This is a genomic window from Psychrobacter sp. 4Bb (assembly GCF_002836735.1).
Taxonomy (GTDB): domain Bacteria; phylum Pseudomonadota; class Gammaproteobacteria; order Pseudomonadales; family Moraxellaceae; genus Psychrobacter.
The window spans coordinates 98,932-112,167 of sequence record NZ_PJAS01000073.1 but is presented as its reverse complement, the minus strand read 5'-3'; the positions used below and the strand labels follow the sequence as shown (position 1 = coordinate 112,167).

Annotated in this window: 12 protein-coding genes and 1 tRNA gene; 7 read left to right on the top strand and 6 right to left on the bottom strand. The window is 42.7% G+C overall.

Annotated features, from left to right (window positions below):
• Positions 1–31 precede the first annotated feature (31 nt).
• The 4 genes from CXF60_RS11985 (at position 32) to CXF60_RS11970 (ending at position 4,395) form a co-directional block, all read left to right on the top strand.
• Positions 32–1,480: a UDP-N-acetylmuramoyl-tripeptide--D-alanyl-D-alanine ligase gene (locus tag CXF60_RS11985; protein WP_102092107.1), complete on the top strand. Its 1,449-nt coding sequence runs from the start codon at positions 32–34 to the stop codon at positions 1,478–1,480.
• 3 nt (positions 1,481–1,483) lie between these two features.
• A complete protein-coding gene (gene mraY, locus CXF60_RS11980) occupies positions 1,484–2,602 on the top strand; it encodes a phospho-N-acetylmuramoyl-pentapeptide-transferase (RefSeq protein WP_101205970.1) in 1,119 nt (372 codons plus the stop codon).
• Between the two features lie 139 nt (positions 2,603–2,741).
• Positions 2,742–3,689 (top strand): putative RNA methyltransferase, encoded by a 948-nt coding sequence (locus CXF60_RS11975; RefSeq protein WP_102092106.1) that lies wholly within the window; start codon positions 2,742–2,744, stop codon positions 3,687–3,689.
• A gap of 379 nt (positions 3,690–4,068) precedes the next feature.
• Positions 4,069–4,395, top strand: a complete 327-nt coding sequence (locus CXF60_RS11970) for a hypothetical protein (protein ID WP_102092105.1) — start codon at positions 4,069–4,071, stop codon at positions 4,393–4,395.
• A 94-nt stretch (positions 4,396–4,489) separates the two neighbouring features.
• Here the strand turns inward: CXF60_RS11970 and CXF60_RS11965 are convergent, their stop codons facing one another.
• Both CXF60_RS11965 and CXF60_RS11960 read right to left on the bottom strand, forming a co-directional pair.
• Positions 4,490–5,209, bottom strand: a complete 720-nt coding sequence (locus CXF60_RS11965; protein ID WP_102092104.1) for a hypothetical protein — start codon at positions 5,207–5,209, stop codon at positions 4,490–4,492.
• Positions 5,210–5,699: 490 nt separating this feature from the next.
• Positions 5,700–5,790, bottom strand: a tRNA-Ser gene (locus tag CXF60_RS11960).
• 177 nt (positions 5,791–5,967) lie between these two features.
• Here CXF60_RS11960 and CXF60_RS11955 point away from each other — a divergent pair.
• The 3 genes from CXF60_RS11955 to CXF60_RS11945 all read left to right on the top strand — a co-directional run bounded on the left by CXF60_RS11955 (position 5,968) and on the right by CXF60_RS11945 (position 7,793).
• Positions 5,968–6,813 carry a DNA/RNA non-specific endonuclease gene (locus tag CXF60_RS11955; protein ID WP_201548412.1) on the top strand — a complete coding sequence of 282 codons (846 nt, stop codon included), beginning with the start codon at positions 5,968–5,970 and terminating at the stop codon, positions 6,811–6,813.
• Positions 6,814–6,884: 71 nt separating this feature from the next.
• Entirely contained in the window at positions 6,885–7,148 is a 264-nt protein-coding gene (locus tag CXF60_RS11950; protein ID WP_102092103.1) for a hypothetical protein, read from the top strand.
• Between the two features lie 261 nt (positions 7,149–7,409).
• Positions 7,410–7,793 carry a DUF2147 domain-containing protein gene (locus CXF60_RS11945; RefSeq protein WP_101205965.1) on the top strand — a complete coding sequence of 128 codons (384 nt, stop codon included), beginning with the start codon at positions 7,410–7,412 and terminating at the stop codon, positions 7,791–7,793.
• Between the two features lie 194 nt (positions 7,794–7,987).
• On the opposite strand, the gene CXF60_RS11940 is transcribed toward CXF60_RS11945, so the two are convergent.
• The 4 genes from CXF60_RS11940 to CXF60_RS11925 form a co-directional block, all read right to left on the bottom strand.
• On the bottom strand, positions 7,988–9,250 hold the full coding sequence (locus CXF60_RS11940) for an ammonium transporter (protein ID WP_102078333.1): 1,263 nt from the start codon (positions 9,248–9,250) through the stop codon (positions 7,988–7,990).
• Positions 9,251–9,357: 107 nt separating this feature from the next.
• Positions 9,358–9,696, bottom strand: coding sequence for a P-II family nitrogen regulator (locus CXF60_RS11935; RefSeq protein ID WP_010197981.1), 339 nt, complete (start codon positions 9,694–9,696; stop codon positions 9,358–9,360).
• Between the two features lie 479 nt (positions 9,697–10,175).
• Positions 10,176–11,030 carry a universal stress protein gene (locus CXF60_RS11930; RefSeq protein WP_102092102.1) on the bottom strand — a complete coding sequence of 285 codons (855 nt, stop codon included), beginning with the start codon at positions 11,028–11,030 and terminating at the stop codon, positions 10,176–10,178.
• Between the two features lie 174 nt (positions 11,031–11,204).
• Complete coding sequence (locus CXF60_RS11925; RefSeq protein ID WP_057762027.1) at positions 11,205–12,704, bottom strand: SulP family inorganic anion transporter; 1,500 nt, start codon at positions 12,702–12,704, stop codon at positions 11,205–11,207.
• Positions 12,705–13,236: the final 532 nt, after the last annotated feature.

The window sequence follows — 13,236 nt, the reverse complement described above, 5'->3', positions numbered from 1 at the left end:
AATTAAGTAATCATCATATAAGGTAATCATTATGACAGCCGACACCGATAATACTGCCCAGTCGCAAGGGCTCTATGTCTGGCAAATGGACAATCTGCTCGCAGCGACCACGTCGCTCGATGGGCAGTGGCAACTACCACAAGGCCATGCAGCAGAGCAGACGGCCTTGTCCAGTAAACGTATAGCCACCGATACCCGCACGATAACGCCAGGTGATATATTTTTGGCGCTAAGCGGCGATAATTTCGATGGTCACGATTATATCGAGACAGCAATATCAAAAGGCGCAGTTGCCGCTGTTGTCTCGCGTCCTACCTCGTTGTCCGGCCCAAATGCTATTCCACAATTGGTAGTCAGCGATACTCGTTTGGCACTAGGTCAATTGGCAGCGTATCGTCGTCAGCAGCATACAGATTTAACCGTGATTGCTATTACGGGTTCTAGCGGCAAGACCACTTGCAAAGAAATGCTAGGCAGTATTTTTGGTAGATTGGCACCGACCTTAATCACTCGTGGTAACCTCAATAACGATTTGGGTGTACCAATGATGCTGCTTGAGCTATCAGATCATCATCGCTATGCTATTTTAGAGTTGGGTGCAAACCATATTGGCGAGATTGCTTATACGACTGAAATCGTTCAGCCTGACGTGGCCTGTATCTTAAACATCGGTACAGCGCATTTGGGTGAATTTGGTAGCCGTGAAGGTATCTGCCAAACCAAGGCTGAGATTTACCATACGTTGACGGACGCGCAGTTTGCGATTGTTCCTGATAAGGATGATTTTACCAATCAGTTGCGTCGTATCGCTGAAAAGCACACCTCACATGTGATTGGCTTTGGTAATACGGATGTAAGCGCAAGCCATCTAGACGTAGAGCCTGAACGTAGCGAATTTAAGCTACATATTGGTAACCAAGTCCATGATATCAATTTGCCATTGGCAGGTGAACACAATGTCAATAATGCCTTGGCCGCTGCTGCCTGTGCGCATGCGCTAAATATTGAGGTAAGCGACATCGTCATCGGGCTCGAAAATGCACGCCCTGCTAAAGGTCGTCTAAATAGCCGGATACTTGGTATGCATCGTCTCATTGATGATACTTATAATGCCAACCCTCATTCGGTACGTGCTGCGGCCAAAGTATTGGCTGCGCAAACAGGTACGCAAGTGATGGTATTGGGCGATATCGGTGAGTTAGGAGAGGCGGCTATCAGTGAGCATCAAAGCTTGGGCCGTACTATCGCAACCACAGGTATCAACGTGCTGCTTTGTGTTGGCGAATATGCCCCTTATACCGTTGCGGGTGCGCAAGAGGTGTCTGATATCAGTGCTCATGCCTTTGTAGACAAAGACAGTTTATTACAATATTTACAGCCGTATTTGCAAGCGCAACAAGCTAAGCCTTGTACTGTGTTGTTCAAAGGCTCTCGTTCCATGGGAATGGAAACACTTATTCATGCGCTAGTAGAGGAGTAGGCGGTGTTAGTTTGGTTGTTCGGCTGGCTTGGCCAGTATTATACGCCGTTTTCTGCGGTTTCTTCGTTAACGCTGCGAGCATTGCTTGCCGTTGTTACGGCCCTTGTATTTAGCATGATGTTTGGTGGCCGCGTCATTCGGCACTTGCGATCGCTCAAATATGGTCAGGCCATTCGTAATGATGGGCCTCAATCGCATTTGGCCAAGACGGGTACGCCAACCATGGGCGGGGTATTGATCCTCAGTGCGATTGGCATATCGACTCTACTGTGGGCACGACTAAACAATCCTTATGTTTGGATTTTGCTCGTGGTTATGGTTATCTTCGGTGCCGTCGGTTGGGCTGATGATTGGCTAAAAATTAAGTACAAAGATCCAAAAGGCTTAATCGCTCGCAAAAAGTATTTTTGGCTATCTATGGGGGCACTGTTTGTCGGTGTGTCTTTGTACTATATCGCCACATTACAACCCGATATCAACACCACGCGTGAGATGCAGGATCTGCTATTGCCAGTATTCAAGGACTGGATGATTCCATTTTCAGCAGTGCCATTTGGTATTGGCTTTATCATCTTTACTTACTTTGTGATTAACGGTGCTTCTAACGCAGTCAATCTAACCGATGGTTTGGATGGTTTGGCGATTTTGCCAGTCGTTCTCGTCGCTGCAGGTTTGGGCGCGATGGCCTATGTATCAGGCGATGTACGCTTTGCTGATTACTTGCATGTGCCTTATATTCCTTATAACTCTGAGGTCATCATCGTTTGTGGCTCAATGGTCGGAGCAGGTCTTGGTTTCCTATGGTTCAACGCACATCCAGCACAAGTATTTATGGGTGATGTTGGCGCACTAGCACTAGGTGCAATGCTAGGTACTATCGCCGTTATGACCCGCCAAGAGATTGCCTTTGCGATTATGGGTGGTTTGTTTGTCGCAGAAGCGCTATCAGTTATGTTGCAGGTTGGCTCGTACAAACTGCGCAAAAAACGCGTCTTTCGTATGGCACCGCTGCATCATCATTTTGAGGAAATTGGCTGGAAAGAAACGCAAGTGGTGGCGAGATTTTGGATTATTGCCATTATCCTTGTCATCCTCGGGTTAATGACGCTAAAGCTACGTTAAGCTATAACCGCCGAATATCTATATAGATATCAATTTGCAAAACTCCAAAAAGCCGTTTCAATCATGATTGAGACGGCTTTTTATCGCTCAAGATAGATGAATTTTGTTAGAATGCGAAGCATATTGCTATCACTTTGAGATGCCCGTGTCGTTATTTATTTGTCCACTTTGTCAGTCACCACTACAGCCTGCCGCCGATACTTGGCGCTGTGATGGCAGTTTGAATTCCAAACAGACTTCACATCCCTTTGATGTAGCGCGTCAAGGCTATGTCAACCTGCTGCCAGTACAACAGAAAAAGTCCAAAGCACCTGGTGATAGCCAAGAATCTATCGATGCACGTAAGCGGTTTTTAAATCATGGTCACTACGCACCACTCCAAAACCTAATTAGTCAAAAAATGACAGAGTTGCTGTCTAACGATGAGTTAATAGATAAGCAAGATAGCAAACCGGTCAATTGGCTTGATATTGGCTGCGGAGAAGGCTACTACACGCAGGCAATGGCACAAATGGGAACGGATGTTATAGACACGTTGATAGCCGCTGACATCAGTAAGCCTGCAGTGGTTGAGTTGGCTAAAGTAAGCAAGGCGATAGGTCGTCTCTGGTATCAGCCGCGCCAAGAAGATACTGCCAAAACGACAGCAGTCTATCCATTAGTGACCAGTGCTGCACATTTACCATTACGCCCGCACAGTATGACGGGCATTAGCAGTATTTTTAGCCCTATTTTGCCCGAGGCGTTTGATAATGTATTGATGGATGGTGGCTATTTAATTATTGCCAAACCTGATATCGGGCATTTGGCAACGATGCGTGATGCGTTATTTGATGATGTGCGTGAGCATGATTCTGATAAATTCTTGCAAGAATTGGCACCGTATTTTACGTTGGTTGAGACCTGCCGTGTCAGTACAGAGCTGACGTTATCCGCAGAGAATTTGGCTGATTTGATGACGATGACACCTTATGCGTACCGTGCCCGCAGCGAAAAAAGGCAAGCACTACTGGCAGCAGTAGAGAAAGAAGCATTTAGCACAGAGGCGAAGTTTGTGGTTTATATTTTGCAGAAAACGTCTGTTTAGCACATTTAGAGCATAGCAGTATGAAGTATTGCTATGCTCGTGTTAAACATTAGCCAACAACTTCACAGTGTCCGTATTTGCATTCGTTATCAACTAGCTAGTCATTCGCGTTTCTATAAATATCCTGTTTACGATGCTTACCGATAAAGCGTAAATGCGCTGTCATTTAACCAAACATTACGCCAATACCTAACATGCCTTTGATTGTGCATGCCCTCGTAACAATCGCAACCTTTCTTCAAGTTTCATAAATCTACTTAATACTAGAATCATTTATCATTCTCTTTGTCGATAGAGTAAAGCTTTATCACGATAGTTCATTTAACACTAAGTGAATTATCTATAACGACTCTAAATATGAATTCAAAGGAATAAAATGATGAAAAAGATACTAGTTAGCTCGATTCTAGCCGTTACTGCTTGTTTGTCGATGGTGGGTCAAGCCAATGCCGCGCCTAATTTTGATAAGCATCATACAGCTCAGGTACAGCATCAAAAACACAGCAGCAATAAAGAGAGTAATAACTATAAGCATGCCAAAGCTAAGGCAGCAAAATCACATTACAAAGCGAATGTAGTGGCTGCTAAACACAAAGCAATAGCCAAAAATGCTCATGCTAAAAACAGCAATGCTAAAAACAGCAATGCTAAAAACAGCAATGCTAAAAACAGCCACGACAGAAACAACCATGATCGTCGCTCATAAAAATACAATCCTAGCATCCAAAAATAGCGCCTTAATGAGGCGCTATTTTTTTGTTCTCATATGACGCAATTGAGCGTTACTAGTTGAGCAAATGCTACTGACTGATAAATGTCATTGATTTGGATGTACCGCTTTTATTAGGCTGAGTGAGTGTGACTTTGCTACTCAAAACATCGCCTTTGGCATTGATTTTATAGCATTCTGAAGACGTACCTGCAGCACCAGAAGTCAAAAGTAGATTGCCTGAGGTTTCTATACAGAGCCACGCCGTGTTATTTGTATCTTGTGTGAGCGACCAGTCCTGCTTATAGGTGGCGGTTTTCTGACGCATACTGCTGTCAGCATATACGTTTTCAGTGATAAGCTGACTTGAGTCGCCCACCGTAGATATCTTAGGTATACTCGTCGTTTGGTTGGCGATTGAATACTCACCCGTACTATCCGTAAAACCGTGGAACACCAATGGATTTAGCGTAAAGTAATTGATAGCGACTGACTGATCCGTGATCTGCTGATTCACTGTGTTGATTGTGCTGACTTCTGCGCCTTGTACCATTTTATTATTAAAACGCATGCTACCTTTAGGGGTGATTTGAATATCTGCGGCTACGCTTTGTCCGCCGACAGTAGCGACCAGTTTTTCACTACGTTGTTTGGTATAGATATTGAGTAAGGCAGTCTCAACTGGATATTGAGTGACTACTTTATCAGAGCTGTTATTTTGATTGGTATTACCTGTTGCCATGCCGCCCATGCCAGTAGCGCAAGCACTCAATCCGAGTCCTGCTACGATACACATTCCTAGTGTTTTCATCGTTGTATCCTTTAGTTTATTTAAATAAATATTACCAATATCTACTATAATCCAATTTTTTGACAATGGCATCTGCCGAGTATCAGTGACCCTACTGTTATTACATTTTTGTACGGAATAGCAATATTGACTAGCATTGATATAAAACTAGATTGAGCGCCACAGAAAAACTCAAAGCCTTTTCGTATAAGGGTCTAGGGATAAAATTAAGCTGATAATAAAACGAATCGTAATAGAATATCGAATCATTTTATGAGTCACTCTCAGTCCATGATACGAGTTTTTTAGCTTGGTCAATCAATGTGCTATTAGATATATATTTATTTATTAGATTCATACAACACACGGAATTAATGCTAAACAGAAATTTTTCAGACAGCAGTAGAGGATGAGTATAGACTGAAAGTCTTACTATTAAACTGTCAAAAAATATTTAGAGAAGGGTAGAACAAGATAGAAAAACTGAGGCTTTGCTTACGCAAAATAAGATTGGCGGTGAAGGAGGGATTCGAACCCTCGATACGCTATGAACGTATACACACTTTCCAGGCGTGCGGTTTCAGCCACTCACCCACTTCACCGTTTTTTGAACGCCTAAGTATAGCGGATACCATTTAAAATGTCACGACTTGCGCGCTATCTTTCTTTATTGGCAAGCGCCTGCTAGGATAGCAAGTATGTAACGGCAAGTATAAATGGTTGAAAGTTGAATGATAAGTTTTAGTAGGCTTAAGTACGGATGTAAGAATAGTGCGCTGATGGCAGTATTACTTGTCGCGACGGGTATTACCCAAGCACACGCTGATGATTTGACCCAGTGTAGCCAGTCTTTTTATGGGGGTGTTTATCCTGAATTTACCAATACCAAGCTAAAAAAAGACACACAAGCGCTATGCATGGATGGCTTTGCGGTCATGTACTCGGGGGTATCGCGTACACCGCTTTGGTCAGCAGAGCATCTCGATCGCACACGTCTACAACAAGCTAAGCAGATCGATCGTGAAGATAGCTTTCACGAAGAGAGTAAACTGCCAAAGTCAGCACGAGCCTCATTATCCGATTATTCAGGCTCTGGCTATGATCGAGGTCATTTGGCACCCAATGCCAATATGGCCAATCGCAGCCAGCAGTATGATAGCTTTAGTTTAGCCAATATTGCTCCGCAGTCACCACGTAACAATCGCTACATTTGGCGTAATATTGAATCTGCCACTCGGTATTTAACGCAGCAATACGGTGAGGTGTATACCATCACGGGTGTGGCATTTACTGATAAAAAAACCAAGCAGCTCGCTAACCGTGTCCTTGTGCCTAGTCACTTCTTCAAAGCTGTATATATCCCAGCAACCAATCAAGCAGGCGTGTATTACGCCCCAAATGATGAGTCAGAACGCATCGACGTAATTAGTATCGATGAGCTGACTACTGAGATTGGTATCGATGTATTACCTATGCTAGATAGTCAGTCCAAATCTCAAGCGTTTGATTTACCATTGAAGGCGGGTGAGAGCTCAGATACCCCTGAGGCGCCTGTGGAGGAGCCTGAGTGGATGCTGTTTGTCTGGGCTATTTTAGAGTGGTTAATTGCACAATTGCAGGCTTAAGCTGAAAGTAAGCCCCTAAAATATCCACATTTCGAAAAATATAAAATGTTACTGATAATAAGGATAATCAAATGATTGAGCCATTCGCCAACGACCATCAAAGCATGCAGATTGGTGATCTTGTCATTGAAAATCAAAAAGACAAGATTATTATATATGGTGATATTGATCTCACTTTTGACGAATTAGGATACGACCAAGCCCAACAGCTACATGAGCTGTCGGGGAAAATCGTACAAGCATTTGCAGATAAAAATCTATATAGTAAGAATGATGCTAAGTCAAAGGAAAATGATGACCAATTAGATAAAGATATCGACAATCCTTTCCTATAAGTCTTTGATATGGTTTTATTTTTACAGAAATAAGAAACTGTAAAAAAATTACTAGGCAAAACCTAAAAATTGCTTATAATGAGTTAAGACATCGCTTGTATCGCTCGAATCTTTAACCAAAAGCTTATAAGTTGTAATGGTAACTATCATTTAAAAAGGTCGAAACCGTAAAGCTCGTAATGAAAGGTTCTAGCAAAGGATAAGCATAGGACAACAGAAACATAACGTTTCGAGTAATCATTGTATGAAGGGAGTCAATCTATGAAATTATTTACAAAGACCACTTTAGCAGTTGCTGGTATTGGTATTGCTAGCATGGCATTCGCCGCTGACCCATTAGCCAACACTACTTGGCAGACATATGATGAAGGCAAGCCAAAAGGTACGGTAAAGATCACTGAGTCAAATGGTGTGTTGACCGGTACTCTTATTGCTACTAACTCAGCTAAAGGCAAAAAGCACGTTGGTACGACCATTATTAAAGGTCTAAAAGCTGACGGTGGTGGTAAATATAGTGGTGGTACGATTACTGACCCTGAAAAAGGCAAAGACTATCGTATGACTGCAAGCTTAAGCGGCAACACATTGAAGCTAAAAGGCTATATCGGACCATTCTCTCGTAGCCAAGAGTGGAAAAAGAAATAAACTAAAAAATTAGTTTTAGCGTAATACATAAAAATCCCGCGTTACCGAAAGGTCTCGCGGGATTTTTTACGTTTTAGATTTAAGCTTATGGCTTCAACAGGGGAGAACTTTAAACACTAAAATTATAAACGCCGATACTACAGTGGGTAGTATCAGCGCATTTAACATCAATCTTTAGCTTACTTGAAAGGAGCTTATCTTATAAATTCTGGGTAAGCTTCCATACCACATTCTGCAATATCAGCACCTTCGTATTCGTCTTCTTCAGAGATACGTAGACCGATAACTAGCTTGATGATAGACCAAACCACTAGGCTGGCAATGAATACCCAAGCAAAGATGGTTGCAGCACCCACAATCTGACCGATAAAGGTAGATGCTGGGTTAGTAATAGGTACGATTAGTAGACCGAATAGACCGACCACACCGTGAACTGAGATTGCACCAACTGGATCATCAATTTTAATTTTGTCTAAGGCTAAGATTGATAACACTACAATGATACCGGCAATAACACCGAAGATAGTAGCTTGTAATGCAGAAGGAGTTGAAGGCTCAGCAGTAATGGCAACTAGACCTGCTAGTACACCGTTTAGAAGCATGGTTAGATCCGCTTTACCAAAGATGATGCGGGCTAAGATTAAGGCACCGACAGCACCGCCAGCAGCAGCAGCATTAGTGTTCAAGAATACCATTGCAACAGCATTAGCACTAGCGATGTCGCCTAATTTAAGCACTGAACCACCGTTGAAACCGAACCAACCCATCCACAAGATTAGTGTACCGAGTGCCGCTAATGGTAGGTTGGCACCAGGAATAGCACGTATCTCGCCATTAGGGCCATATTTACCTTTACGTGAGCCTAAGAGCAATACACCTGCTAGAGCTGCTGCAGCACCGGCCATATGTACAATACCAGAGCCTGCAAAGTCAGAGAAGCCCATGTCGCCTAGGTTGAATAGACCAAAGACATCGTTGCCGCCCCATGTCCAGCTACCTTCTAGTGGGTAGATAACACCAGTCATGACCACAGCGAATAATAAGAATGACCACAGTTTCATGCGCTCAGCAACCGCACCTGATACGATTGACATACAGGTCGCTACAAAGACTACTTGGAAGAAAAAATCTGATGCGGCAGAGTAGACAGAGTCGCCACCGAAGCCGTTTTCAGCAGAGGCTGCTAGGGCGTCTTCTACTAACGTATCACCGCCTGCAATTCCGCTTAAGAATAGATCGCCACCATACATAATCGCATAGCCACATACCATATACATGATACTAGCCGTTGCAAATAGGGCAATGTTTTTGGTTAAGATTTCGACTGTGTTTTTTGATCGGACCAGTCCGGCCTCTAACATAGTGAAGCCTGCTGCCATCCACATGACCAACGCACCACATATCAAAAAGTAAAACGTATCGAGCGCATATTGGAGCTCAAAGATTTGACTTTCCATTTAAATTCCCCCTTGAATTTATAATATAGATATCGGCATTACCGATAGATAAAAATACTGTAAGAGTCTGTACCTATAAGTTTATGCCCGTAGGTAGGTCTTCAAATTTAGATAGCGTCAGGTCCCGTTTCACCCGTACGGATGCGGATAACTTGCTCAAGTGCAGTGACGAAAATCTTGCCATCACCAATCTTACCAGTGCTAGCGATACGAGTGATTGCCTCGATAGCAGGCTCAACCATCTCGTCGATCACAGCGACTTCGACTTTTACTTTAGGTAAAAAGTCCACCACGTATTCTGCGCCGCGATAGAGCTCCGTATGACCTTTTTGACGACCGAAACCTTTGACTTCAGTGACAGTGACACCTTTAACACCGATGTCGGAAAGCGCTTCACGCACGTCGTCGAGCTTAAACGGTTTTAAGATCGCAGTGATTAGCTTCATAAAAAATTCCTTATTTGTGTGATGCCGCAGATTGATAGAAGTACTATGGTGCATCATCATATCTCTGCCTTGCTTACTGTAAGTTATTCAAGAACTGTGCCAACCTACTCAAGGGGGGAGGTAGAATTGGCGTTGTTCATTAAAAAGTAATAACAGTAGTAACATAGAGTATGGGCTACGATGCAACGATTAGAGCCATCGCTACAAGCATAATAAAGGTGAATCAATCTTTAGCGTTTGGTTAACGAAAACTTTATTATAACCAACTTTTTGAGTGCTTGGGGAGGCTATCCCTTTATTTCATGTGACGATTTGCTAACTTGAGTTTGGTCGTTAGCTTGGCCTTTTCATGCAAGCGTATCAAAGATGAATGGCGGGAAGGTAGAGAGAAAATAGAGATAAGCGGCAGAGCCTAACATAGTAGTCAGGCCCCTGAGCCTAGGTAGATAAAGGACTAAGGCGTATTTATATATACGTCGTTATGCTTTAGGAAATAGTAGATAAGGGGTTTTTGTGCTGACCAATAGCTTTTTAGTGTCGCTACCTTGTAGTAATTCGCGTAGACGAGATTGGCCAAAAGCCCCAGTCATAAGTAAACCGATATCATGTTGGTTTTGATAGTAGTTCAAAGCCGCAGCTACATCACGGCAGTCAAGCAATGTCTTTTTGGATTTGATACCCGCCTGTTTGAGCTTGGCGTAGGCTTCACGCAACGCATCACAGTTATCAGAAGTTTCCTTACCAACCATCACAATATGAACCGTTAGTGCACGCACCAGTGGCGTTTTACACAGCCAATTTAGTAGTTTATGGCACGTTGGACTGTTATCAAACGCAAATAAAGCAGTAGTAGGGGGCAAAAATGGTGCATGTGTCACCAAAATGGGGCAATGACTGACTCGAATGAGTTGGCTCAGCGTTGATTTGCAGGTGACGTGATGGCCTATAACGATCAGTTGTGCTTGGTCATCGACGTAATCAATGCTCTGATTGAGGTTCTCATGACGATGTAGTGTATATGTCTTTAACTTATGACGTTGCTGCTCACAATACGAGGTCGCTTGAGATAATAGCAGTCGGCCCTGCGCTTTTAGCTCACAGTTGCTCAGATGCTCTTTGGATGTGAACTGTTCGAGCAAAGCGTTTTCGTCATCAATATTGAGGCAACCAGAATAATTGATAGCGGCTTTTTGCTGCAAGCTTGGCATCGAGTGCAATAAGCCAACAGGCGCGCGCAGGCGAATAGAAGCCCACATACTAGCTTCTAGTACCGCTTGAACATGATCAGGACAGTCCAAGCAAGCAATCACACTATCTGGTTTTAAATTACTCATAAAACGACCACATCATTTTAATAATAAAAATCGGCTATCTCAGTTTATGGTTGGCGTATGCAAAATACATCCAACCCTTTTACTAATATAACTGTCTATTAATATCCGATACATCAGCCATGGACTAATAATACAGCCATATGGCAACCGCGTAGATTCGCTTAACAGTTTCGCTTAGTCTAACAAGCCAATGTCTCGGCGGTCATGAACAGAGAAGCGATCAATCAGTGTTCGACTCGCATTGTTGAGTCCTACCACTTTGACATCAATACCTTCACGTTGCAAGCGCATCACTAGTTTGTCCAAGGTATCAACAGCGCTAACATCCCAAAAATGTGCTTGGCTTACATCAATCTGAATACTATCTACAGCCTCTTTGGTATCAAAACTATGTAAGAACTGGGTAGTAGAGGCAAAGAATACCTGTCCTTGAACATAATAGTAGCGAGTGTTGCTGCTGTCATCATATTCACTAAAGATGGTTAGGAACTGACCAATTTTATTGGCAAATGCCAAAGCAGATAGTAAGACACCTACGCCGACACCGTAAGCTAAGTTGTGAGTAAAGACGGTAGTCAATACAGTCGCTAGCATGACGATATTGAACGACATTGGGTGTGTCTTAAATTCGCGAATAGATTGCCAGTTAAACGTACCAATCGATACCATAATCATGACTGCAACCAAGGCTGCCATTGGAATTTGACTGACCCACTCGCTCAAAAACACGACCATAATCAGAAGGACTACACCGGCCATCAAAGTAGACAAACGCGTACGACCACCCGATTTGACGTTGATCATTGACTGGCCAATCATCGCACAGCCTGCCATACCACCAAAGAAACCCGACACGACATTAGCCATACCTTGACCACGACACTCTTTGTTTTTATCACTTGGGGTATCGGTCAATTCATCGACGATTGTCGCTGTCATCATAGACTCTAAAAGACCAACGATGGCAAGCGCGATAGAGTATGGCGCAATAATCAGCAAGGTATTTAGGTTTAACGGAATGTCAGGTAACAAGAATACTGGCAATGAATCTGGCAAATCACCCATGCTGCCAACATTGCGAATATCGAGATTCATATACATTGCAACAGCGGTCAAACCTACAATACAAATAAGCGGTGAAGGAACGATGCGACCGATTTTAGGGATAAGTGGAAACAGATAAATAATCGCCAAACCAGCTGCCGTCATGATATAAACAGTCATGCCAACACGTTCAGTCATCGGGTTCAATTCTGGTAATTGCGCAGCAAAAATCAATATTGCTAAAGCATTGACGAAACCGATAACCACTGAGCGAGAAACAAAGCGCATCAGATTACCAAGTTTTAGAATGCCCATCACGACCTGAATAGCACCACAAAGCAAAGTTGCGGCAAGCAAATATTGCAGACCGTGGTCAGCAACCAAATCGACCATGACCAATGCCATCGCGCCAGTTGCTGCCGAAATCATACCTGGACGACCACCGACAAAACTGATCACTACCGCGATACAAAATGAGGCATATAAGCCAACCTTTGGATCAACACCAGCGATAATAGAAAAGGCAATGGCTTCTGGAATAAGGGCTAGGGCTACAACCAAACCCGATAAAACGTCACCGCGAACATTGGAAAACCACTCGTCACGCAAGTTATCAATAAAAGATGTCATAAGTAAACTACATAGGGTTAGAGGCAAAAAAAGTAATCATTACTCATTTATAAAATGATCGCGTCGCTAATAATAGCTATTCATTTTTCTTTTACTTCAACATGCACTAGGTCATGTTGCTGTGTTGGATTGTGAGAAATTAATAACCAAAATATCTAACTAATAACCAAAGTATCTAACTAATAACCAAGATATCTACTGATTTTTTTGGTATCAAAAATACGCTCATCAATAATCAATACGATGATAAGGGCAGTAAATTACCTAAAAATATTTTTTAAAAGATTGCTTAAAATAGGCAACTAGATAAATGTACCTACAATAATATATAGAGTCAGCAATCACTTGCTGTAGTAGAAGGTGATATATCACTCGTCAAATTATCAAAATTGTCTGATACACCCTTATTACAACAAGAATCGTTGATGAAGAGGCGTGACAATAGCGCGATAAATGTGACAACATGCTAAACTAAAATGCTTGAGCAATGTGCTCAGCAAAATACTGATAAATATTAGTCAAGCTGACTATT